The organism is Uniformispora flossi (assembly GCF_049534875.1).
Classification (GTDB): domain Bacteria; phylum Actinomycetota; class Actinomycetes; order Streptomycetales; family Streptomycetaceae; genus Yinghuangia; species Yinghuangia aomiensis.
The window spans coordinates 340,238-362,369 of record NZ_JBMULZ010000007.1 but is presented as its reverse complement, the minus strand read 5'-3'; the positions used below and the strand labels follow the sequence as shown (position 1 = coordinate 362,369).

General features: G+C 71.3%; 20 protein-coding genes and 1 pseudogene. 14 read left to right on the top strand and 7 right to left on the bottom strand.

The genetic code is table 11. The annotated features are described in order from the left end of the window. Positions 1–44: 44 nt before the first annotated feature. From ACPA54_RS18825 to ACPA54_RS18810, 4 genes are all read left to right on the top strand, one after another. Entirely contained in the window at positions 45–719 is a 675-nt protein-coding gene (locus ACPA54_RS18825; protein WP_345677779.1) for a response regulator, read from the top strand. Further along, positions 716–2,230: a sensor histidine kinase gene (locus ACPA54_RS18820; RefSeq protein WP_423531231.1), complete on the top strand. Its 1,515-nt coding sequence runs from the start codon at positions 716–718 to the stop codon at positions 2,228–2,230. Before ACPA54_RS18825 ends, ACPA54_RS18820 begins: the two co-directional genes overlap by 4 nt. Beyond that, positions 2,227–2,769, top strand: a complete 543-nt coding sequence (locus ACPA54_RS18815) for a GerMN domain-containing protein (protein ID WP_423531230.1) — start codon at positions 2,227–2,229, stop codon at positions 2,767–2,769. Before ACPA54_RS18820 ends, ACPA54_RS18815 begins: the two co-directional genes overlap by 4 nt. Positions 2,770–2,882: 113 nt before the next feature. Continuing rightward, positions 2,883–3,242: a hypothetical protein gene (locus tag ACPA54_RS18810; RefSeq protein ID WP_423531228.1), complete on the top strand. Its 360-nt coding sequence runs from the start codon at positions 2,883–2,885 to the stop codon at positions 3,240–3,242. Between the two features lie 10 nt (positions 3,243–3,252). On the opposite strand, the gene ACPA54_RS18805 is transcribed toward ACPA54_RS18810, so the two are convergent. From ACPA54_RS18805 to ACPA54_RS18795, 3 genes and pseudogenes are all read right to left on the bottom strand, one after another. After that, a complete protein-coding gene (locus tag ACPA54_RS18805) occupies positions 3,253–4,035 on the bottom strand; it encodes an SDR family NAD(P)-dependent oxidoreductase (protein WP_423531304.1) in 783 nt (260 codons plus the stop codon). Positions 4,036–4,092: 57 nt separating this feature from the next. Beyond that, positions 4,093–4,584, bottom strand: a pseudogene (locus tag ACPA54_RS18800) (cupin domain-containing protein); the annotation flags it as partial. Positions 4,585–4,594: 10 nt separating this feature from the next. Beyond that, on the bottom strand, positions 4,595–6,250 hold the full coding sequence (locus tag ACPA54_RS18795) for a flavin-containing monooxygenase (protein ID WP_423531226.1): 1,656 nt from the start codon (positions 6,248–6,250) through the stop codon (positions 4,595–4,597). 86 nt (positions 6,251–6,336) lie between these two features. Between ACPA54_RS18795 and ACPA54_RS18790 the strand changes: the two genes are divergently transcribed. The 3 genes from ACPA54_RS18790 (at position 6,337) to ACPA54_RS18780 (ending at position 9,397) form a co-directional block, all read left to right on the top strand. Continuing rightward, positions 6,337–6,777 (top strand): VOC family protein, encoded by a 441-nt coding sequence (locus ACPA54_RS18790; protein ID WP_423531224.1) that lies wholly within the window; start codon positions 6,337–6,339, stop codon positions 6,775–6,777. A gap of 214 nt (positions 6,778–6,991) precedes the next feature. After that, positions 6,992–8,494: a S53 family peptidase gene (locus tag ACPA54_RS18785; protein WP_423531222.1), complete on the top strand. Its 1,503-nt coding sequence runs from the start codon at positions 6,992–6,994 to the stop codon at positions 8,492–8,494. A 129-nt stretch (positions 8,495–8,623) separates the two neighbouring features. Continuing rightward, positions 8,624–9,397, top strand: coding sequence for a TIGR01458 family HAD-type hydrolase (locus tag ACPA54_RS18780; protein ID WP_423531221.1), 774 nt, complete (start codon positions 8,624–8,626; stop codon positions 9,395–9,397). A 29-nt stretch (positions 9,398–9,426) separates the two neighbouring features. On the opposite strand, the gene ACPA54_RS18775 is transcribed toward ACPA54_RS18780, so the two are convergent. Continuing rightward, a complete protein-coding gene (locus ACPA54_RS18775; protein WP_423531302.1) occupies positions 9,427–9,795 on the bottom strand; it encodes an SHOCT domain-containing protein in 369 nt (122 codons plus the stop codon). Between the two features lie 289 nt (positions 9,796–10,084). On the opposite strand from ACPA54_RS18775, the gene ACPA54_RS18770 reads away from it, so the two are divergent. From ACPA54_RS18770 to ACPA54_RS18745, 6 genes are all read left to right on the top strand, one after another. After that, positions 10,085–11,602 (top strand): carboxylesterase/lipase family protein, encoded by a 1,518-nt coding sequence (locus ACPA54_RS18770; RefSeq protein ID WP_423531219.1) that lies wholly within the window; start codon positions 10,085–10,087, stop codon positions 11,600–11,602. A gap of 270 nt (positions 11,603–11,872) precedes the next feature. Continuing rightward, entirely contained in the window at positions 11,873–14,317 is a 2,445-nt protein-coding gene (locus ACPA54_RS18765) for a sensor histidine kinase (protein WP_423531217.1), read from the top strand. A 14-nt stretch (positions 14,318–14,331) separates the two neighbouring features. Then, positions 14,332–14,757, top strand: a complete 426-nt coding sequence (locus ACPA54_RS18760) for a roadblock/LC7 domain-containing protein (protein ID WP_345677787.1) — start codon at positions 14,332–14,334, stop codon at positions 14,755–14,757. Further along, a complete protein-coding gene (locus tag ACPA54_RS18755; RefSeq protein WP_423531215.1) occupies positions 14,754–15,131 on the top strand; it encodes a DUF742 domain-containing protein in 378 nt (125 codons plus the stop codon). The genes ACPA54_RS18760 and ACPA54_RS18755 overlap by 4 nt, the downstream gene beginning before the upstream one ends. Next, on the top strand, positions 15,115–15,705 hold the full coding sequence (locus tag ACPA54_RS18750; RefSeq protein ID WP_423531213.1) for a GTP-binding protein: 591 nt from the start codon (positions 15,115–15,117) through the stop codon (positions 15,703–15,705). The genes ACPA54_RS18755 and ACPA54_RS18750 overlap by 17 nt, the downstream gene beginning before the upstream one ends. 64 nt (positions 15,706–15,769) lie before the next feature. Continuing rightward, positions 15,770–16,975 (top strand): cytochrome P450, encoded by a 1,206-nt coding sequence (locus tag ACPA54_RS18745; RefSeq protein ID WP_423531211.1) that lies wholly within the window; start codon positions 15,770–15,772, stop codon positions 16,973–16,975. Between the two features lie 133 nt (positions 16,976–17,108). On the opposite strand, the gene ACPA54_RS18740 is transcribed toward ACPA54_RS18745, so the two are convergent. The 3 genes from ACPA54_RS18740 to ACPA54_RS18730 all read right to left on the bottom strand — a co-directional run bounded on the left by ACPA54_RS18740 (position 17,109) and on the right by ACPA54_RS18730 (position 20,499). Beyond that, a complete protein-coding gene (locus ACPA54_RS18740; RefSeq protein ID WP_423531209.1) occupies positions 17,109–18,329 on the bottom strand; it encodes a cytochrome P450 in 1,221 nt (406 codons plus the stop codon). A gap of 37 nt (positions 18,330–18,366) precedes the next feature. Further along, a complete protein-coding gene (locus ACPA54_RS18735; RefSeq protein WP_423531207.1) occupies positions 18,367–19,080 on the bottom strand; it encodes a nitroreductase family protein in 714 nt (237 codons plus the stop codon). Between the two features lie 84 nt (positions 19,081–19,164). Next, positions 19,165–20,499, bottom strand: a complete 1,335-nt coding sequence (locus ACPA54_RS18730) for a periplasmic substrate-binding domain-containing protein (protein ID WP_423531205.1) — start codon at positions 20,497–20,499, stop codon at positions 19,165–19,167. 196 nt (positions 20,500–20,695) lie between these two features. Between ACPA54_RS18730 and ACPA54_RS18725 the strand changes: the two genes are divergently transcribed. Next, on the top strand, positions 20,696–22,132 hold the full coding sequence (locus ACPA54_RS18725; protein ID WP_423531203.1) for an aldehyde dehydrogenase family protein: 1,437 nt from the start codon (positions 20,696–20,698) through the stop codon (positions 22,130–22,132).

The following is a 22,132-nucleotide window of genomic DNA, read 5'->3' as shown; positions in this document are numbered from 1 at the left end:
AATTTGCCCGATTTTGCGCCTTCGACCTGACCGATACTGATCCGATGGTCCGTGTGCTGCTGATCGAAGACGACCCCGCCGTGGCCGAGGGACTGGCCCTCGGCCTGCGCCGGCAGGGGTACCAGGTGGACGTCGCGCCGTGCGGCGAGGACGGCCTGGCCCGGGTGGACGCGTTCCCCCCGGACCTGGTGGTGCTGGACCTCATGCTGCCCGGCATCGACGGCTTCGAGGTGTGCCGCCGCATACGCGCCGCCCGGACGCTGCCGATCATCATGCTCACCGCGCGCGACCACGACGCCGACATCGTCCTCGGCCTGGAGGCCGGTGCCGACGACTACGTCGTCAAACCCGCCCAGGTCCGCGTGCTGGCCGCGCGGATCCAGGCGGTCCTACGGCGCTCCGCCGGGGCCGGCGCGCACCTCGAAGTCCACGGTGACCTCGTCCTCGACCGGGCCGCGCTCACCGTGACACGGGACGGGCGGCCGATCGCCCTCGCCCCGTCCGAACTGCGGCTGCTGCTCGAACTGTCCTCGGCGCCCGGGCGCGTGTTCACCCGAGGGCAGCTGCTGGAGACCGTGTGGGGGCATCCGTACCTGGGTGACGGACGGCTGGTCGATGCGTGCGTCAAACGGCTGCGGTTGAAGATCGAGGAGCAGGCCCGGTCGGCGCGGTACATCCAGACCGTGCGCGGCTTCGGCTACCGGTTCGGCCCCCTGTGAGCGGCGCACGGAAGAACCCCGGCGCCAGACGCCTCCTCCGCCTCGGCGGGCTGCGCCTCCGCCTCGTCGTCGCGTTCGTCCTCGTCGCCGCCTTCGCGTCGCTGGTCACCGCGGCCTTGACCTACCGCGAGGCCCGCGCCGGGCTGCTCCAGCGCAGCCAGGACCGCATCGTCGGCGATCTGCGCACGCTGGTCAACACCACCGCGCCGTCGATCCCGTTCCCACCGGACCAGGCCGCACTGGACGCCACCGCCCACAGCATCGACAAACAGGGCCGCACCGGCGGCTCGATCGTCATCGTCGTGTACCGCGACCTCCGGGGCGAGAGCGGGCTGCGGATGGACGACATCGACATCCCGGCTTCCCTGCGCGCCTCCGTCGACAATCGGACGGCGACCGTGTTCCAGCGGTTCTCCCACAAGGGGGAGGTCTGGCTGGGGGTCGGTGTCCCGATCACGTTCGCAACGCCGGAGAATCCTTCGCCGTCCGGCGTCCAGGTGTACTTGCTGGCCCCGATGCGTGCCGAGGCGCAGGACGAGGCCGCGCTGGTCAAGGCCGCCCGCGCCGGTGCCATCCCGGCCGTGCTGTTCGCGCTGATCCCGGCCTTTCTCGCGGCCGGGGGCGTGCTGCGTCCGGTCCGGGCGATCCAGCACGCGACGCGGCGCCTGGCGCGGGGCCATCTCGACACCCGGCTCAAGGTCCAAGGCTCCAGCGAACTCGCGGACCTGGCAAGGGACTTCAACCACAGTGCGGCCGCATTGGAGCAGAACGTGACCCAGCTCCGGACGATGGAAGCACGAGCCCGCGGGTTCGCCGCCGACGTCTCCCACGAACTCCGCACCCCGCTCGCCGCCATGGCCGCCGTCACCGACCTCCTCGACGAGGACGCCGCGGCAGGAAACGTGGACGAGGACACCGCGGCCGCGCTGCGCCTCATCTCTGGGGAGACCGGCAAGCTCACCCGGTTGGTGGACGACCTGATGGAGATCTCCCGCTTCGACGCCGGCGCCGCGGCCCTGCACCTGGACGAGTTCGATATGGCGGAAGCCGTCCGCAGATGCCTGGCCACCCGCGGCTGGCAGGACACGGTCGGGCTCGAAGTCCCGCCCGGCATCCGCCTCGAGGCCGATCCGCGACGGCTCGACGTGGTGCTCGCCAACCTCGTCCAGAACGCCCTGCGGCACGGCGCGCCCCCGGTCGGCATCCGGGTGGACGCCGAGCGCCGCGCCGACGGCGCCTGGGTCGTGCTCCGCGTCCACGACCGCGGTCCCGGCATCGCCGCCGACCGCCTCGACCGGGTGTTCGAACGCTTCTACAAGGCCGACGCCGCGCGCACCCGTTCGGAAGGCAGCGGCCTCGGCATGGCGATCACCCGGGAGAACGTCCTGCTGCACGGCGGCCGCATCCACGCCGCGAACCGGCCGGACGGCGGCGCCGAGTTCACCGTCGAACTCCCGCAGCACCCGCGGCAGCCGCAGCACCCGCACGAAGCCCCGCGGGACCCGGCATGAGCGCCCTCGGCCGATGGGTGGTCCCCGTCGCGGCGGCCCTCCTCTGCACCTTCGGCTGCGGTCTTCCGACGACGGGCCCGGTGGACGCGGGCGTCCCCGGCACCGGCATCCTGGCGCCGGCGGCGTCGGGGCAGCCGGAAAGCACCACGATCTACCTGATCGGCGAGCGGCGTCTTGTCCCGGTCCCGCGGACGGCGCCCGGCGACGGCGGTCCGCAGCAGGCCCTGAACCTGCTGCTGGCGGGGCTGATGCCGGAGGACCGGCAGAAGGGCTTGGTGACGGCGGTTCCCGCCGGCTTGGTCGCGGCGCGCGTGACATCGGACAGCGGGGTGATCCGCATCGACATCCCGACGGCCGTCCCCCAGCCGACCAAACCGGCCGTCGAGCAGATGGTCTGCACGGTCACCGGGGCGACCCCGCGCAGCAAGGAGTCCCCCGGGGCGACGTCGGTCCCGTCGCCGCGCGCGGTGGTCACGATCTCCGCGCCGGGCTGGCGGCTGGATCGACTCGCGTGCGGGGCGGCGGACCCGGCCCCGTAGGCGCTTGGGGGCACGGCAGGCGCGGCGACCACAACCGTTCGGCAACGGTTCGGTCTTGTAGGCAACTTCGCGTTGGCGCGAGGCACGACGCTGTCCCGACGGGAAGAGCGCGTGTGGTGGTCGTCATCGGTGCGGTGGTCTCAGCGGTGGCGTTCGTCGGGGTCAAGGGCTGCACTCAGGGGGACGGTGCACCGCGGGCGTCGTCGGGCGCGTCGGCGGGCACGCAGGTCTTGCGCTGCATCGACGCGGTCGCGGACGGGCTGGAGATGCTGCGTGCACGCACGTTCGAAACCGGGACGAGGCACGAGCAAGCCGAGGCGCGCTACCGGCAGATGATGGGCGATGGGTGGGCCGACACCGCGTACGGCCGCATCACCCTGGACGTCTACGAGACCGCCAGGGCCGCGAAGGCCGACGACGGGGAGACCGCCGAAGACGCGCTCCGCCGGGAATGCGCGGCCGAGTTCGGGTAGCGGCCCGGCGTCACCACGTCGGGTGTGCGCCCACTCCCCCGTCCACCACCAAGTCGTGCCCGGTCAGCCACGAGGCGCCCGCAGAGGCGAGGAACACGCAGGCGGCGCCGATGTCTTCCGGCGTACCCAGGCGTCCCGACGGGGCGGCGCGGAGCCAGCGGCCGACGCCCTCGGGCCACTGCTCGGCGAGGCCGGGACGGTCGACGAGCCCGGGTGAGACGGTGTTGACGCGGATGCCGCGCCGCCCGTACTCCAAGGCCGCGGCGCGGGCGAACATGATCAGGGCGGCTTTCGCCGAGCTGTAGTGCGCATGTCCGGCGGCGGGGTGGGAGCCCTCGATCGAGGCGATGTGGGTGATGCTCCCGCCGGCGTCCTGGGCCGCCATGACCCGGGCGGCGGCTTGCGTGCAGGTGAACGCGGCGGTGGCGTTGGCGCGCAGGACGGCGTCCCAGTCCGCGGTCGTCATCCCGTCCAGCGGCTGGACGGGCTGGATTCCGGCGCTGTTGACCACCGCGTCGAGTCGGCCGCGCCACGCCGCCGCCTCGTCGATCAGCCGTACGCACGTGGGCTCGTGGGTCAGGTCGCCGATGACGACGAGCGCCTCGCCGCCCGCGTCGCGGATGCGCCGCGCGGTCGCCTCGGCGGCCTGCTCGTCGCGATGGCCGTGCACGACCACGGCCGCACCCGCCCGGGCGAACGCGGCCGCGACGCCCGCGCCGATCCCGCCGGAGGAACCGGTCACGAGGGCGACGGTGCCGGCGAGAGAGGGCAGCCGGGGATCCGGTACGGCCATCGGCTGCGTCTTGCGGGTGTCGGGCGCGGTGTCCGGCATGGCCGTCGGCGCGCCCGCACGGCAGAGCGCGCGGATGGTGGCGGCGAACTCCGGGTATCGGGCGGCAAGTTCTTCGGCCTCGCCGCCCTCGTAATCGGCGTTGACGAAGCCGGGTGCCATCGTGGTGCCGCACAACGACCAGGCGCCCGCGGCGGCCGGGCGCGCGCCCATCCACGTCCCGGCCGGGACGACGGTCTGCACGACCGGGTGGCGGTCGGAGCCGCCGAGCGTCTCGATCCGGCCGGTGCCGTCCGGCGCGAGCAGCAGGAGTTCGACCGGATCACCTCGGTAGAAGTGCCAGACCTCGTCGACGGGCAGCCGGTGCATCGCCGAGAAGCCGTCCTCCTCGGCGGTCAGCAGCACCAGAATCGCGCTGCCCGCCGGACGGCCGGTCCGATCCGCCGGACCGGCCCACATCCGGCGGAACAGCCCGCCTTCGGCGGGCAGGGGTTCGAGACCGTAGGCGGCGGCGATGTCGCGGGCCGTGGGATCGGGGTGCGGGGACGGCATGGCGTCGACTCTAGGACGCCGAGCGCCCTCCGTCGCCGCCCGACAGGCGGAATCCCCGGTATCCGTCGGCGGCCACCTCGGTCAGGATCGCGTCGAAGGTGCCGACGCCCCCGGCGTACGGCATGAAGACGACGCGTTTCCCCGGCACATTCGCGCCCGCGTACCAGGAGTTGGCTTTGGCGGCGTGCCGGAAGAGGGTGTTCTGTGCGACGTCCGCGACGTGTTCCATCCATTTCTCTTCCGCTGCCGCATCCGCCTCGACGACCTCGGCCCCGTGCTCGTGCGCGTGTGCGATCAGGTCCGTCACGAACTCCACGTGCTGCTCGATCGTCGTGATGACGTTGGCGAGCACCGACGGGCTGCCCGGACCGGTGATCGTGAACAGGTTGGGGAATCCCGCGACTTGCAGCCCGAGGTAGGCGCGCGGCCCTTCCGCCCAGGCCTCCTTCAGCGTCCCGCCGGATCCGTCGCGGACGTCGATCGCGGTGAAACTCCCGGTGATGCCGTCGTATCCGGTGGCGAAGATCAGATCGTCGAAGGAGTACTCGGCGTCGCCGGCGGTCCGCAGCCCGGTCTCGGTCAGCTCCGCGATCGGATCGGTCCGGGCGTCGTGCAGGACGACGTTGTCCCGGTTGAAACTCTCGTAATAGCCGGTGCTGAGGATGATCCGGTTGATGCCGATGGGGTAGCCGTACGGAGTCAGCGCCTCGGCCGTGCCCGGGTCGCGCACCACTTCGCGGATCTTCCGCCGCACGAAGTCGGCGACCAGGTCGTTGACGGCCTGGTTCTTGAGTCCGAGATGGTCGGCATACGAGTACACGAACGACGCCAAGGCGCCGTCCTCGTACATCCGCTCCATCAGCGCCTCGCGCTCGACGGGCGGCATCTCGGCCAACCGGTGCTCGATCGGCACGGTCGGCATCCCGTAGTCCCGCTGCCGCGCCGCGGCCCGGAGCGCCGGATACGCGTCCTTGACCGGCCGGGCATCGGCCTCGCTCATCGGCCGATTCCGCGCCGGAAGCACGAACTTGGGTGTCCGCTGGAACACCGTGACCTGCGCGGCCACCTCGGCCACGGCCGGTATGACCTGCGCCCCGGTCGACCCCGTCCCGACCACGGCAACCCGCCGCCCGGCCAGTTCCACGGGCTCGTGCGGCCAGCGCCCGGTGTGGAACCACTGGCCGCGGAAGCGTTCGAGACCGGGTATCCCGGGCACCCGCGACTGGCTCAGACATCCGGTCGCGAGAACCACATACCGGGCGGCAATCCGCTCGCCGGCATCGGTGGTCACCGTCCAAGTCCCGTTCTCGGGGCTCCACTCGGCCCCGACGACACTTGTCCCGAACGAGATGTCGCTCGCCATCTCCTCCCGCCGCGCCACCTCCCGCATGTACGCCAGGATCTCCGCCTGCCCGGCGAACCGCTCCGACCAGTGCCACTCCTGATCCAGGTCCGGCCGATACGACACCGAGTAGAAGAGACTGGGCGCGTCGCACCGCGCGCCCGGATACCGGTTCCAGTACCAGGTCCCCCCGACGCCGTCCCCCCGCTCGACCACCCGTACCCGCAGCCCCAGTTCACGCGCCTTCCGCAATTGGTACATCCCCGCGAATCCGGCCCCCACGACGAGCACATCCACGTGGTCGGCTCGCTGCTGCTGTGCCATGACTTCACCCCTTGGTCCCGGTACGCCGCCGGCACGCGGTCACCCCGACCGGCTACCGTGGCCGTGCCGCACGAGGGAGGACCGGTATGGCGATTCAGCGGATGGACAACGTGCTCATCGTGGTCGACGACATGGACGCTGTCATCGCGTTCTTCGTCGGAATCGGGATGGAACTGGAAGGCAGGGGCCCGCTCGACTGGCAGGGTGCCGAGCGGGTGATCGGTGTCGAGGACGTCCGGCAGGACGTCGCCATGCTGCGCATCCCGGATGCCCCCGGGCGCATCGAACTGGCGAAGTTCCACCGCCCGAAGGCCATCACCCCCGAGCCCCACAACGCCCCCGCCAACACCCTCGGCATCCGCCGCGTGATGTTCGCCGTCGACGACATCGACGACGTGGTCACCCGCCTCCAGGCCGACGGAGCCGAACTCGTCGGCGAGATCGTCCAGTACGAGAACGTCTACCGCCTCTGCCACATCCGCGGCCCGGAGAACATCGTCGTCGGCTTGGCCGAGCAACTCGGCTGAGCGGACCCCCGTCACGACAGACCGTTTGGGTCGCGCAGGCCGGAGTCCGGCCGGTCGGGCGGTGCGGCACAGAGGGCGACGCGCCGTGGATCCCGCCCCGCTCATGGTTCGGTCAGGATTTCGTCAGGTGCGTTGAGGTCGTTATACGCGCGTCAATACACTCGCCGCCGTTCGTGATCCGCGTAAGTCCCCTACGTGTTCGGGAGGACTGTCGATGGCTCTCACTGTGCGCCGATGGCTGGTGGCGAGTGCGGGAAGTCTCGCGCTGGCGGCGTCCGGTGCCGTGTTCGCTCCGGTCGGTGGTGCGGGTGCTGCCGCGTTTCCCGTGGTGCGTCCGGCGGTTGCCGAGTACGCGCAGGTGTCGGCCGGGGATACCCCGCCCACGCAGGCGCAGTGCGCGGCGGCCGGGCGGCGGTGTTTCGGTCCGCAGGCGATCCGGGCGGCGTACCACGTCGATCCGCTGTACGACAGCGGCTATGACGGCCGCGGTCAGACGATCGCCGTGATCGATTCGTACGGCAGTGACACGATGGCGCACGACCTGCACATCTTCGACCAGGCCTTCGGGCTGCAGCCGATGTGCGGCGAGGAAGGCGTGGCGTGTCAGCCGGGCATGCCCACCTTCGGCGAGCTGCACCTGCAGGGCTCGCCCGCGACGAAGGCGCCGCCGCCGAACAGCAAGGGCACGAAGCAGGAGGACAAGAGCGCGTGGGCGCTCGAAGTCGCCCTCGACGTCGAGATGGCACACGCGATGGCACCCGCCGCGAACATCCTGCTGGTCGCCACGCCCACCGCGGAGACGCTCGGCGTGCAGGGGCTGCCGCAGATGATGGCGGCCGAGCAGTACGTCGTGGACAATCACCTCGCCACGGTGATCTCGCAGTCGTTCGGCACCGCCGAGGGCGCGTTCGGGAGCGCGAATTCGGTGAAGTCGCTGCGGAAGGCTTTCGAGTCGGCCGCACAGAACGGTGTCACCGTGCTCGCCTCTTCGGGTGACGACGGCAGTTCGGGGAGCAAGAAGACCCCGGTGAAGAAGGGCGGCACGACGCTGCCGGACCCGTCCGTGGGGTGGCCGGCGTCCGACCCGCTGGTGACGGGCGTCGGCGGCACGTACCTGTGCACCGACCCGAATGCCACCGCCGACCGCGTGGTGGACAGCACCGACGCGCCCGCCGTCTGCAAGGCGAACCCCGGTCGGGCCGAGGTCGGCTGGACGTTCTCCGGCGGCGGCTTCAGCCAGTGGTTCGACCGGCCCGACTACCAGGCGGGCCTGCCCGCCGGCAGCACCCCGATCGGCGCGCGGCGCGGCGTTCCGGACATCGGCCTCCAGGCCAGTGCCGGGACGGGTGCGCTGGTGTACCTGTCGCTGCCGCCGGACGGGCAGAGCGGCCTCATGTGCGGCACCGCGCCGTGCAGTACCGGCTGGTACGACATCGGCGGCACCTCGCTCGCCTGCCCGGAGTGGGCCGGCCTGGTCGCCGTGGCCGCGCAGCTCAACGGCGGCGGTCTCGGCCCGATCAACCCGGCGCTGTACAAGCTCGCCGCCGACCCGGCGAAGTACGCGGCGGACTTCCACGACGTCACCACGGGCAACAACACCGCCGACCCGGCCGTCCCCGGCTACCCGGCGACGACCGGCTGGGACCCGGTCACCGGCCTCGGCACGCCCGACGCGGCCAAACTTATCCCCGACTTGGTGGCGGCGGCGCACAGCTGACCGCACGCGGTTCGGAGGGAGGGCGGCAGCCCCCGGGGAGTCGGCTCCCCGGGGGCTGCCGCCGCTCCCGGAGCACGGCTCCCGCGCGTCCCCGCCGTTGCGCCGTCCCGGCCCCGTACCGTCGCTCCCATGCCCTCCCTCCGCGCGGTCCTCTTCGACATCGACGGAGTCCTGACGGTCTCCTGGCACCCCGTGCCCGGCGCGCCCGAAGCGCTGGAACGCGTGCGCGCGGCCGGGTTCGCGCTGCGCCTGGTCACCAACACCACCGTCGGCACCCGCGCCGAGATCGCCGAGCGGCTCCGCGCCGCGGGCTTCGAGGTCGCTCCGGACGAGATCCTCACCGCGCCCACCGCCACCGCCCGCTACCTGCGCGACACGTATCCCGGCGCGCGGTGCGTGCTGGTCAGCGAAGGCGACGTCCGGGAGGACCTGGACGGTGTCACGCTGGTGGACGACGACCCCGAGGTGGTTGTGCTCGGCGGCGCGGGCCCGGTGTTCGACTACGCCATGCTGGACCGGATCTTCGGCTGGCTGCGCGGCGGCGCGCGGCTGGTCGCGATGCAGCGGGGCCTCTACTGGCGGACCAGTGAGGGCCTGCAGCTCGACGTCGGCGCGTTCCTGCCCGGGCTGGAGGCGGCGTCGGGGGTGCGGGCCGAGGTGGTGGGCAAGCCCGCGCCGGAGTTCTTCGCGGCGGCGCTGGACGCGGTCGGGGTACAGCCCGCGGAGGCGGTGATGGTGGGCGACGACATCGAGACCGATGTGCTCGCCGCGCAGGCGGTGGGCCTCACCGGTGTCCTGGTGCGCACCGGCAAGTACCTGCCGGAGACGCACCGGAACGCATCCGGGAGACCCGACCACGTCATCGACTCCGTGGCGGATCTCCCGGACATGCTGAGGGGGTGAACCCCCGGTTCGCCGGAACGGCCCCCGGATCAGGCGAGCAGCTTGGTCTTCGCCTGCTGGAATTCCTCTTCACTGAGGGTGCCGTTCGCGCGGAGGTCGGCGAGCTTGGAGAGTTCGTCGGCCGACCAGGTGACGGTCTGGCGGTTGTCGCTGCCCGCCGCGTCGCGGATGTAGTCCTTCATCGCGTCGTCGGCCCGCTGTGCGTAGGCGGCGTCGCGCTCGTGCATGCCGCGGCCGCGGGCGATGACGTAGACCAGCACACCCAGGAACGGCAGCAGGATGACCAGCACCGTCCATCCGGCTTTGCCCCAGCCGCCGAGGTCGTCGCTGCGGAACACGTCCGTGAGGATCTTGAACAGCAGGAAGAACCACATGATCCAGAGGAAGAAGATCATCATGGTCCAGAACGCATTGAGCAGGGGGTAATCCACAGCCACTCCTCGACCCGGCCTCCACAGAAACGGAGGAATGAACCGGAGTAAATCAGACAATTCGCCCACCCGCCTGTCGAGCTCCGCGGGGGGGGTTGCTCCATTTCGGGGAGCGACGCGGGAGTGCGGAATGCGGCGCGAAGACGCCGTGCGCCCACCCATACCAAAACCTACCGATCACTCGGTATTCTCGCCTGCGCTCGCCCGACGCCGCAGACCGAGGCACCCGGATCCGGTGCCGTTCGAAAGGACCGCCATGGCCGCCATTGCGCACAGCCCGGACGCCCAGCCCTCGGAACCGCTGGGCGAGGCGCCGGTCGTCGAAACCCCGGCCGGCGCGGTCCGCGGGGTCATGCTCACCGAGACCAGCGCCGCGTACTTGGGCATCCCCTACGCCGAGCCGCCGGTCGGCGACCTGCGCTACGCCGCGCCGGTCAAGCGCGCGCCGTGGGACGGGGTGCGGGACGCGTCCCGCTACGGTGCCACGCCGCAGCGGATGTACATGACCGGCGTGACGCTGATTCCGGAGCCGTCGTTCCCGGGCGACGACACGCTGCTGGTCAACGTGTTCACCCCGAAGCCGAACGACCCCGAGGCGAAGCTGCCGGTGTTCGCCTGGATCCACGGCGGCGGCTTCATGAGCGGCTCGCCGTCGTCGTGCTGGTACGACGGCGGGGCCTTCCCGCGCGACGGCGTCGTGGTCGTGTCGGTGTCCTACCGCCTCGGCTTCGACGGGTTCGCGTGCCTGGAGGGCGCGCCGGACAACCGCGGCGTGCGGGACTGGGTGATGGCCTTGGAGTGGGTGCAGGAGAGCATCGCGGCGTTCGGCGGCGACCCCGGCCGGGTGACGATCGGCGGCCAGAGCGCGGGCGGCAGCGCGGTGCTGACGCTGCTGGGCATGCCGTCGGCGCAGCACCTGTTCCGGGCGGTGATCGCCGAGTCGCCCGGGGCGTTCGGTTCGAGCCGCGAGGCGGCTGCCGAGCGCGCCGCCCGATTCGCCGAGCGCGTCGGGGTCGCGCCGACCCGCGAGGCGTTCGCGGCGCTCGACGAGGAGGCCGTCTTCACCGCGCAGAAGAAGATGACCGACGAGGAAATGGGCCCGCGGATGGTCAAGAGCCTGACGGGCGACGCCGAACTCTCCGCCTGGGCGCCGTTCGTCGACGGCGACCTGGTGCCGTACGGGATGGAACAGGCCCTGGACAAGGGGGTCGGCGCCGACAAGCCGCTGATCGTCGGCTCGACCGCGGGCGAGTTCGAGATGGTGTCGACGATGCTGCCGGCGGCGCTCGACTGGCTGCCGCGCGGCCTTGCCCTGCGCATGTCCGGGCTGACCGGGGCGCGCGGCAAGGCGTACGGCGCCGTGACACCGGGCAAGCCGCGGCTGCTGCTCGGCCGGATCATGACGGACTACACGTTCCGGTTCTGCGTGGTGCGCACCCTCGCGGCGCGGGACAAGAACCGGGAAGCCGGCACGTTCGCGTACGACTTCCGCTTCACGAACCCGGACGACGGCATCGCCGGCCACTGCATCGAGCTGCCGTTCACGTGGGACTGCCTGGAGAGCGACAACGTCGCGGCGAGCGCCGGACCGAACCCGCCGCAGCACCTCGCGGACACCGCGCACGCCGCGTGGGTCGCGTTCATCCGGGACGGCGACCCCGGTTGGCCGTCCTACGACCGGACGGAGCGCCAGGGCATGGTATTCGACCACAAGTCGCGCGCCGCCGCGGTCTACACACGCGAATCGGACTTGACGGCCGCGCTTGCCGGATAGTCCGTGAGCGGATTCGGTCGGTATTGGTCGAGGATGTGATCGCTGTCTGACCAGGGCTATAAGCCCGGGAGTTCATCTTCTGCCCCGCTTGTCACTTGTTCACCATTGGCAACTCCCGTTGCCGGCGCAGTAGAGTTCACCGATCCACGCGCCGCAGCAACGGGAGGGCCAAGCGCGTGAAGTGCGGACGTCGGCCGGAACGCGGTGCGGGCGCTTGCCGCCATGCGGCGAGGGTCTTTGGCACGCCCATCCGAGCTCAGACGAGGGCCTATGAAATTTCGTCCCCAAAAATCCGGTGAACAGGCCGAGGCTGCCCACGCAACCCGCAAGTCCGAGGCGCCGCGCGCGGTGCGGATCCGCACCCTGCTGGTCCTGGTCGCGCTCGTGGTCACGGCCGCGCTGGGCACCCAGGTGGCGATCACGGCCATGCGGTTGCTCGATCAAGCAGACAGGATTCGGGACGACTCGGTCACGGGAAACAAGGCCGGTCTGCCGAGTTACATGCTGCTCGACCAGATGCAGGCGGAACGCCGGCTCACCGCGGCCCGCCTCGGCGGCAGCCCGGTGGCGCAGCAGGACCTGGAGAAGCAGCGCGCCGCGACGGACAAGGCCGAGGCGGACTTCCAGCGCCTGTCCGGCCCGGAACTCCCGGAGTCCGACCGGTACGTCTACGACTACATCGTGATGGTCAAGGACAAGCTGGTCGGCCTCCAGGAGCAGCGCCGTCTGGCCGACAGCCGCACCGGCGACCCGCAGAAGGTCCTGGACTTCTACACCGTCGCGATCGACCAGACGATCCGGCTGTACCAGGAAATGTCCAACATGGACGACGGGCACCTCACCTACGAGACCCGCCAGTTGGTCGGTCTGATGCACGCCACCGAGGCGCTGTCGCGCGAGGACGCGCTGATCGCGCTGTCCGGCCCGAACCGCATCCTCACCGAGGCCCAGTACTCCGAGTTCGCCCGCAGCGCGGGTGTGCAGCGGTTCGTCTACGGCACCTGGGTCGCGCCGTACCTGCCCGCCAAGGACAAGGCGATCTACGACGCGCTGGTGTCCTCGCCGGCGTGGGCCACCCAGACCCGCATCGAAGACCTCGTCATCTCCCGGCACAAGGCGGCCCCGAACGGCGGGGTCGTCCTGCCGAACGAGATCGACCAGTGGCAGACCGCCCGCGACCAGCTGCGCGGCCCGAGCACCGGGCTGAACGTCACCCGTGTCCAAGGCCTGCTGAACAACTCCTTCGGCAAGGCCGCCGACCTGCGCCACGGCGCATGGTGGCTGGCCGGCGCCAGCGCCGCCGCGGTGCTGTTCATCGTGCTGCTGGTCCTGCTCACCATCCGCACCGTCCTGCGGCGCACCAACACCCTCCGCAAGCACGCCCTCGATCTGGCGGAGCACCAGCTGCCCGGCATCGTCACCGCGCTCCAGCGCGGCGAGGAGGTCGACACCTCGGTCCTCCCGGAGCCCACGCACGCCAAGGACGAGATCGGCCAGATCGGCGACGCGGTGGCCACCTTGGCCCGGCAGGCGTCCGACGGCGCCGAACTGGTGTACCGCGAGCGCCAGGGCTTCGAGCGGTTCGCCGAGGGCGTCACCGGCCGCGCGGTCGTACTGATCGGCGTCCAGCTGCACCAGCTCGAAGTGCTCATGCGCGAGCACGACCGGGACCCCGAACTGATCGGCAAACTCTACGGCCTGGACCACCAGACCGTCCGGCTGCGCCGCCAGATCGAGAACCTTCAGGTACTGTCCGGCGGCGCGATCAGCAGCCCGCACGAGGAGCCCGCGCACATCGCGAACCTCCTGATGGACGCGGCCGGCGAAGCGGCCGGCCACGAACGCGTCGACAAGCACTTCCTCGCCGACGCGCGCGTCATCCCGTCGGTGGCGAGCCAGCTCACCCACGTGCTCGCCGAACTGATCGAGAACGGCGCGCGCTACTCGCCGCCGGACTTCAAGGTCGTGGTACGCGCGCAGCACGCCGTGCACGGCCTCACCGTCGAGATCGAAGACCGCGGCATGGGCCTCACCCCCGCCCAGTACGAAGCGCTGAACGCGCGTCTCGCCAAGGTCCCGCTCTACGCCGAGATGGCGGACAACGCCGCCCAGCTCGGCCTGTTCGTGGTCGGCCGCCTGGCCGCCCAGATCGGTCTCGAAGTCACTCTGCGCCGCTCGGTGTACGGCGGCACCGCGGCGATCGTGCTCATCCCGCGCTCGCTGCTCGCCCACGCGGGCGACGAGCCGGCGGCACCGCAGGTACCCGCCGCGGTGCAGCACGACCGGCCGGAGACGCAGAACGGTCTCCCGGTGCGGCCGCTGGTCCCCCGCGCCGCGCACGCCGCACCCCCCGCGGCGGCCCCGTCCCCGGCCGCCGACGTTCCGCACCCCGCCGCCGCTCCCGCCGCCCCTGCCGGCCCCCGGCACGCGGCCGTCCCGGAGCAGCGCCCCACCACCCCGGTGGCCGAGGCCGCGACGTACCGTCCGGCCGAGGACACCGGTCTCGCCCCGCTCCCCCGGCGGGCACGTGGCACCCACCTGGCCGCGCAACTGCGCGACGAAACCGGCGAGGTGGAGCAGGCCGCCTTCGCCGCCGACTCGCCCGAGGCGGCTCGCGACATGTACCGCGGCCTCCAGGCTGCTTTCGACCAGGCCGAGCAGCCCGACCGGATCGACAACGCAGACAGCGCCGAGGACACCCCGGCGCCGCGATAGGGAACGGAAAACGCATGTTCAGCGACAACTCCTACTCCAGCAATCCGTTCGACGAGCAGATCTACCGGATGCTGCACGCGAACCTTGCGGACGTCCCGGAACTCCTGGGCGCCGTCCTGCTGTCCGACGACGGCCTGGCCAAGTCCTCGTTCGGCTTCGACCGCGAGACGGTCGAGCACCTGGCCGCCGCCGGCACCGGCTACGCCAGCCTGGGCCGCGGCCTCGCGAACGGCATCCAGGGCGGACCGCTGCTGCACAGCGTGATCAAGATGGCCGACCGCACCATGATCATCACCAACTGCGGCGAAGGCAGCACCATCGTCGTGGTGACCGGCGCCAAGGCCGACATGGGCGCCGTGATGTACGAAGTGCTCCGCGTCGCCCGCGCCGTCGGCGACTTCATGGGCACCGCACCCCGGTCGAACGCGGCGGCCACATGACGGGGCGGCACACCGACGGCATACCCGCGCGGCGCACCCGCCCGTTCGCCCTGGCCGGGTCCTCCGCCCGGTCCGACGCGGTGCGCATCACCATGAACTCCCTGGTGACCGCCGCCGTGCCCGCCGAGGCGACGAACACCCTGCCCGACGAATGGCGCGCGATCCTCGCGGTGTGCCATTCGGCCCCGGCGCAGACCGTGATCGTCACCGAACTCGCGGCCCGGCTGCACGTGTTCGTCACGCCGCTCAGCGCCATGCTGGGCGAGCTGCTCGCCCGTGGGCTGATCACGCACCAGCCCGCGGAGAGCGCGGACCACGCCTCCAACATCCACCTCCTCCACCGAGTCAGGGACGGCCTTGCCCGCAAACTATGACGCCGCGACGGCGTCCGGCATACCGCAGATCAAGATCCTGGTCGCCGGGGGCTTCGGGGTCGGAAAGACCACCTACGTGGGCACCGTGAGCGAGATCCGCCCGCTGCGCACGGAAGAACGCCTCACGGCGGCCGGGGTCGGCGTGGACGATCTGCACGGCGTCGAGAACAAGACGGCCACCACCGTGGCCATGGACTTCGGCCGGATCACCCTGCCGGACGCCACCGTGTACCTCTTCGGCACGCCCGGCCAGGACCGCTTCTGGTTCATGTGGGACGACCTCCTGCGCGGCGCGTACGGGGCGATCGTCCTCGTCGACACGCGTCGGCTGGACCGCAGTTTCGCCGCCGTGGACTTCTTCGAGAAGCGCGGCACGCCGTTCGTCATCGGCGCGAACTGCTTCGACGGGAAACAGGCGTACACCCCCGACGCGATCCGCGACGCCCTCGACCTCGTCGACCCCACGACCCCCGTCCTCATGCTCGACGCCCGGCAGAGGGCTTCGGCCCGCGACGTGATGCTCGCCCTCATGGACCGGGTCATCGCCCGGGCCGAATCCGCCGCCCGGGTCTGATCCTCCGTGCTTCCGTCCACCCTCCATCGCTTGATTCGGCTTTCCGAAAGGAAGTACGACCGCCATGCCTCCCCTTGACGTCTCGTCCGCGATATCCACGCCCGTCGACCTCTTCGACGACGCCGTGGTCGCCGACCCGTATCCGACGTACGCCGAACTCCGGGCGCTCGGACCGGTCGTCTACCTCGAACGCGCGCAGACCTGGGCGCTGCCGCAGTACGCGTCCGTCAAGGCCGCGCTGAGCGACCCCGACACGTTCTCCAGCGTCAACGGCCTGCACCTCAACCCCGAGGGCAACCAGTGGGTGACGGCGAACTCCGTCCTCGCCACCGACGGCCTGGAGCACGCCCGCCTCAAGCGCGTCCTGTCCAAGGAACTCGCGCCGCGCGCCATCAAGGACCTCGGCGACAACCTGCGGGCGCGCGCCGACGCGCTGGTCGCCGGGCTCGCCGGGCGCGAGTCGTTCGACGCCGTGCGTGACCTGGCCGCGCCGTACGTCACGGACGTGATCTTCGAGCTGATGGGCCTGCCGGACGTCGACCCCGGCGACCTGATGAAGCAGATCGAGTCGGTCTTCGACACCTTCGGCGCCCCGAACCCGCGGGTGTACGCGGGACTTCCGGCCGCGCAGGCGATGTTCGAGTTCCTGCAGACCGTGGCCACGCGGGAGAACGTCCGCCCGGGCAGCTGGCTCGCCGCCGCCCACGCGGCCGCCGACCGCGGCGAGATCGCCGAGCACGAGTGCGTGATGACCATGGCGGCCTACCTGACGGCCGGCATGGACACCACCATCCACTCCATCGCGACGGCCGTGCACCACCTGACCGCCGACCCCGAGCAGTGGAAGCTGGTGCGCAACGGCGACGCGTCGTACGAGGCGCTCTTCGGCGAGACGCTCCGCTACGACGCCCCGATCCAGGGCTTCGGCCGCCGCGTCACCGCCGACACGAAGATCGGCGACGTCACCGTCCCGGCGGGCGACCAGGTCTGGCTGATGTTCGGCTCCTCGGGCCGCGACACCGACAAGTGGGGCCCGGACGCGGACCGCTTCGACGTCCGCCGCCCGGGCACCGACCAACACCTCGCCCTGGGCTTCGGCGCCCACCTGTGCGCCGGAAACCACCTCGCGCTCATGGAGTTCGACGCGATCTTCACCGCACTCGGCAAGCACTGCCCCAACCTGGCCGCCGACCCGGACACGGCCCCCGAGCGCGTGCTGAACAACGTGCTCCGGGTGTGGGACCGGGTGCCGGTCCGACCGCAGGGCTGACCGGGGCGCTTCGGCGCGACCCTGGAACGATCCCGAACGGCCCCGAACGACCCCGAACGATCCTGTGCGGCACCATCGGTCTCCGGTGGTGCCGCACAGGCGTTTCCGGGCGGCTCCCCCTACGGCTCCCCCGTCACCGCCCGGTGGCTGTCACCGGGAGGCGGAGCCAGCCCGCGAAGGCATTCGAGCGGAGGCGTTGCGGGTCGCCGGTGCGTTCGAAGCGGGTCACCCGGCGGAGGATTTCGTCGAGCATGAGGCGGACGTCGAGGCGGGCGAGTTGGGCGCCGACGCAGAAGTGCGGGCCCCCGCCGCCGAAGCCGATGTGGTTGTTGGGGGTGCGCCAGGGGTCGAAGGTGTGGGGGTCGGCGAAGTGGTGTTCGTCGCGGTTGGCGGAGGAGAAGGACATGACGACCTTGTCGCCCGCCTTGATCGCCTGGCCGCCGAGTTGGTGGTCTTCGGTGGCGGTGCGGCGGAAGTTCATGGCGGGGCTTCCCCAGCGCACGAGTTCCTCGACGAGGCTCGGCGGGCACTCTCCGGCGGCGGTGAGCCGGTCGTACAGGTCCGGCCGGTCGGCAAAGAGGCCGATCGCTTCGGCCACGGTGTGGCTGGTGGTTTCGACGCCGCCGATGACCACGACGAGGATGAACGAGGCGATCTCGTCGTCGGACAGCTGGTCGAAGGTGCCGTCCTCGCGTTCGATCCGGGCGTCGAGCAGCTCGGCGAGGATCCCGTCGCCTCCGTCGCGACGGGCTCGCGCGATCAGTTCGTGCCCGTACTCGAGCGCCTTGCGCTGCACTTCGAAGCGCGAGGACAGACCCGGATTGTGCGCGGGCTCCTGGTTGTTGGTGACCTGCTCGACCCACGGCAGGACCATGTCCCAGTCGGCCTCCGGCACGCCGAACATCCGGGCGACCATGCGGAACGGCAGGTGCCGGCTGATGTCGTGCACGAAGTCGACCTCGTCCGCCGCGAGCAGGTCGTCGACCAGGTCGGCACAGATGGCCTCGATCTGCCCGGTGAGCTGCTGGAGCCTGCGGGGCGTGAACGCGCCGCGGACGAGTTTGCGGGTGCGGGTGTGCTGCTTGGGGTCCTGGTTGACGAACACCAGGCGCCGCACCCGCAGTTCCTCTTCGCTGACCGGGTCTTCCAATGACGACGCGCGCAGCCAGTTCGAGTAGCGGCGCCAGTCGCGGTTGACCTCGACGACGTCGTCGAAGCGGGCGATCAGCCAGTAGCCGGTGCCGTCCTTCTCGTCGTGCCAGGCCACCGGGTCGTGTGCGCGCAGCCAGGTGAAGTAGTCGTGCGGGACGCCGGAGACGAACACATCCGGGTCCATCAAGTCGATGCGTTCCATGGTCGGTTCCTGTCGGGCCGGGAGACGGGGAGGCAGCTCAGCTGTCGTGGCCGAAGGCGACCGCGTCGGGGCGATCCTCCTCGGACCAGCGGTTCCAGTGCACGTGGCGCTCCAGGTCGGCGCGCGGGCCGGGGCGGAAGTCCGTGCCGAGGGTGTAGGCGACCGGGAACAGGCCGGCCTGGCTGGTGCGCTCGTACGGGATGCCGAGCAGGTCGGCCATCTCCTTCTCGCGGTGCAGGTGCAGCGTCGTCCACGCACTGCCCAGGCCGCGGGTGCGCAGCGCGAGCATGAAGTTCCAGACGCCGGGCAGCACCGACCCCCACGCGCTGGCCTGGTCGAACATGGCGCGCCGCTCGACGCGGCCGGTGAACGTCGGGACCACCAGGACCGGGACCTCGTGGAGGTGATCGACGAGGTGGGTGACCGAGCGGGAGATGCGGTCCTGCGCGGGGCTGCTGGGATAGATGGACCGCTTGCCGGCCTCCCGGGCCCGCTGCGACGCGGCGAGCTGGTCGGCCAGCGACGCCCGGTAGATCGCGGCCATGCCGGCGCGGACCGCCGGATCGTCGACGACGACCCAGCGGTAGCTCTGCACGTTCGACCCGTTCGGCGCCTGGAACGCGATGCGCAGGCACTCTTCGACCACGTCTCGGGGCACCGGGCGCGCGAGGTCGAGTCGGCGGCGGACGGTGCGCGTGGTGGTCAGCACCTCCTCGGCGGTCAGGTCCAGGATGGGCGATGCGTCGGTCACGGCGAACCTCCGTTCCGCCGGACCCGGGGCACGCTCCGCCCGGACCGGCGCTTGTCATAGCTAAGATGCTTTTTATAGCTATGATTAATCGCCGAGTCGAGACCCGTCGGCAGGGAAAGAGGGCGGCTCGAACGCGGGGATGCCCAGGTCGTCGAGGAGCTGGTGCATGACGTGCCAGGGGAGGTTCGGGTTCGCCGCGGCGTGCCGCGGATGCTGCGGCAGGAGCTTCATCAGCACCTCGACGGGCAGGTGGCGGCTGCGCAGGGCGCCCGCGCGGACCTCTGCGTACTCGTCCGCAATCAGCCGGACGGCCAGGTCCGGGGTGAGGTAATCGCTCATCGTCGCGGTCCAGCGCACGCGGCGACTGGGGTGGGAGACAAGGCGCTCGATGTCGTGCCACGGGTAGGTGGGACGGAACCGCAGGTCGTCCCAGCGGGCTCCGTTCCAGTTCGCGTACATGTCGAGCACGAGTTCGGCCGGGGCATCGTCGCAGTGCTGGGCGAGGGTCAGGCGCACGAAAAGATCCTCGTCCGAGGCAAGGGCCGCCACGACATCGGCCGGGAGCCGGGGCGCGGTGGCGGCGCTGCGGCGCATAAGCGGGTGCGCCGAGGAGGCGATGCGCCGCAGCGTGTCGGGGCTTCCGTAGGCGGCGCGTATCCAGCGCGGAATCGTATGCCGGTAGGGGTGCACGGTGTCGCGGATCGCGAGCCGTTCGGCGTCGGTGAGTTCGGGGCGCAGCGATATGGCGATCCGGATTCTGTCGTCGTCGGACTCGGCGAGTTCGGCAAGGAGTTCGGGGGCTAGGTCAGGGTCGTCGGACAGGCGCGCGTGGGAGTTGCTGCGGTATTCGTAGTCAAACGGGTCGTGGTCCATCCGTGCCCGCGGGACCGCGTCGTCTCTCGCGGCTGCTTGCCGACGGCGGAGCAGCTCGCCCACAGCCGCGGTGCGGACCTTGTCGTCGGCGTCGGCAGTAAGGGCGAGCAGATCGGTTTCGGGAAGGTTGCCGTGCAGGAGCAATGATCGGCGCACCCTCGGATCGGGGTCCCGCACGAGGCGGGACAGCACCGCCTCGGAGACGAGGGCCTTACCCCAGGGATCGACCCAGCCGGACGCTTCCCGCAGCGCGCGGAAGCGAATCGTCGCGTCCGGGTCGTCGAGGAAGCGCAGCCGGATTGCCGGGTCCTCGATGTGGTCGCTGTCGACGACCAGTCGGCGCACCGCCGGATTCGGGCAGGCGACGACAGCGTCGACCTGAGCCGGCGTCAATCCCCAGGCGCCCTTGGAGAGGAAGTCGCCGTCGCCCGGCAGTGGGTCGACCGCGAGCAGGCGGGCGAACACGGAGTGCGGGGCGGAGCGGTTCCAGGCAAGTCCCCGGAGCACGTCGGCACGGGAAGGAGGCGGTGGCGAGGTCACGGTCATGCCGGACATCGTGCCTCGTCCGGTGGCTTGCTCGGCGCCGAGGGCGCGAGCGGGTTCCCCGCTGTGCCTGGGGCGGCCCGCACGCTATATCGGAACGGTTATACACAGGCCGCCAAAGAGCATTAGACGGTCATACCCCCGACTCGCCATTCTCGTGGCAGCGCCGAACCCGCGGCGGGCCACGAGGGGAACGGGCATGGCACACACATCCGGCATCCGGGCCGGGCAGGTCGCGCACTACGTCGACGGGGCGTTCGTGCCCGGCGGGTCGCAGACGTTCCCGCTGGTGGACCCGGTCGACGGGGCCGTGCGTGGCAGCGTGCCGGAGGCCGACGAAGCCGTCGTGGACGCGGCCGTGCGCGCCGCCCGGCAGGCGCTGGCGGGCCCGTGGGGCTCGGCCGCTGCGGCGGAGCGCACGGCGGTGTTGCGCCGGATCGCCGACGGGATCGAGGCCCGGTTCGACGATTTCGTCGCCGCGGAAGTCGCGGACACCGGTAGGCCGCGCGAGCTGGCGGAGACGGTCGACGTGCCGCGCGCGATCGGCAACTTCCGGGCCTACGCCGATCTGCTCTACGGGCGACCGGAGCGCAGCTACTCCACCGCCGTCCCGGCGTGGAGCGGCGGCTCCGGACACGCCCTCAACTACACCGTGCGCAAGCCGCTGGGCGTCGTCGCGGTCATCTCCCCGTGGAACCTGCCGCTGCTGCTGCTCACGTGGAAGGTCGCGCCCGCGCTGGCGGCCGGGAATGCGGTGGTCGCCAAGCCGTCGGAGGAGTCGCCGTCCACCGCGACGCTGCTGGCCGAGGTGGTCGACGCCGCCGGGCTGCCCGCGGGCGCGTTCAATCTCGTGCACGGCCACGGCGCGGGCGCGGCCGGCGAGTTCCTGACCCGGCACCCGGGGGTGGATGCGGTGGCGTTCACCGGCGAGTCGGCGACCGGCAGCGCGATCATGCGCAATGCCGCCGATCACGTGACCGCGGTGTCGTTCGAACTCGGCGGCAAGAACCCGGCGGTGGTGTTCGCGGACGCGGACCTCGAGGAGGCGGTCGCCGGCACTGTCCGCTCGGCGTTCACCCACGCGGGGCAGATCTGCCTGTGCACCGAACGCGTGTATGTCGAACGCCCGGTCTTCGACCGATTCGTCGACGAGCTCGGCAAGCGCGCCGCGGCCCTGCATCGCGACAAGGTGCTGTCGTACTACCGGCTGGCCGTCGAGGAAGGGGCGACGGCGGTCGCGGGGGGTGGGGAGCCGCGGTTCGGCGACGCGCGCGACGGCGGCTTCCACGTCGAGCCGACCGTGCTGACCGGGCTGCCGAACAGCGCGCGGACGCTCCAGGAGGAGATCTTCGGCCCGGTCTGCCACATCGCCCCGTTCGACACCGAGGAGGAGGCCCTCGCGCTGGCCAACGACTCGCGCTACGGGCTCGCCGCGACCGTGTGGACCCGGGATCTGGCCCGCGCGCACCGCTTCGCACCCCGGCTCGACGCCGGGATCGTGTGGGTCAACACCTGGAACCTGCGCGACCTGCGCACCCCGTTCGGCGGTGTCAAAGCGTCCGGCATCGGGCGGGAAGGTGGGGAATACTCGCTCGACTTCTTCTCCGAGCCCGTCAACATCTGCATCGCGTACTGA

Bases quoted from the DNA above. Each gene is read 5' to 3' on its own strand.
- ACPA54_RS18825 (WP_345677779.1), top strand. From the start codon at position 45: ATGGTCCGTGTGCTGCTGATCGAAGACGACCCCGCCGTGGCCGAGGGA.
- ACPA54_RS18815 (WP_423531230.1), top strand. From the start codon at position 2,227: ATGAGCGCCCTCGGCCGATGGGTGGTCCCCGTCGCGGCGGCCCTCCTC.
- ACPA54_RS18805 (WP_423531304.1), bottom strand. From the start codon at position 4,035: ATGGCCGTACCGGATCCCCGGCTGCCCTCTCTCGCCGGCACCGTCGCC.
- ACPA54_RS18795 (WP_423531226.1), bottom strand. From the start codon at position 6,250: ATGGCACAGCAGCAGCGAGCCGACCACGTGGATGTGCTCGTCGTGGGG.
- ACPA54_RS18790 (WP_423531224.1), top strand. From the start codon at position 6,337: ATGGCGATTCAGCGGATGGACAACGTGCTCATCGTGGTCGACGACATG.
- ACPA54_RS18785 (WP_423531222.1), top strand. From the start codon at position 6,992: ATGGCTCTCACTGTGCGCCGATGGCTGGTGGCGAGTGCGGGAAGTCTC.
- ACPA54_RS18780 (WP_423531221.1), top strand. From the start codon at position 8,624: ATGCCCTCCCTCCGCGCGGTCCTCTTCGACATCGACGGAGTCCTGACG.
- ACPA54_RS18775 (WP_423531302.1), bottom strand. From the start codon at position 9,795: ATGATGATCTTCTTCCTCTGGATCATGTGGTTCTTCCTGCTGTTCAAG.
- ACPA54_RS18770 (WP_423531219.1), top strand. From the start codon at position 10,085: ATGGCCGCCATTGCGCACAGCCCGGACGCCCAGCCCTCGGAACCGCTG.
- ACPA54_RS18765 (WP_423531217.1), top strand. From the start codon at position 11,873: ATGAAATTTCGTCCCCAAAAATCCGGTGAACAGGCCGAGGCTGCCCAC.
- ACPA54_RS18760 (WP_345677787.1), top strand. From the start codon at position 14,332: ATGTTCAGCGACAACTCCTACTCCAGCAATCCGTTCGACGAGCAGATC.
- ACPA54_RS18755 (WP_423531215.1), top strand. From the start codon at position 14,754: ATGACGGGGCGGCACACCGACGGCATACCCGCGCGGCGCACCCGCCCG.
- ACPA54_RS18745 (WP_423531211.1), top strand. From the start codon at position 15,770: ATGCCTCCCCTTGACGTCTCGTCCGCGATATCCACGCCCGTCGACCTC.
- ACPA54_RS18740 (WP_423531209.1), bottom strand. From the start codon at position 18,329: ATGGAACGCATCGACTTGATGGACCCGGATGTGTTCGTCTCCGGCGTC.
- ACPA54_RS18730 (WP_423531205.1), bottom strand. From the start codon at position 20,499: ATGACCGTGACCTCGCCACCGCCTCCTTCCCGTGCCGACGTGCTCCGG.
- ACPA54_RS18725 (WP_423531203.1), top strand. From the start codon at position 20,696: ATGGCACACACATCCGGCATCCGGGCCGGGCAGGTCGCGCACTACGTC.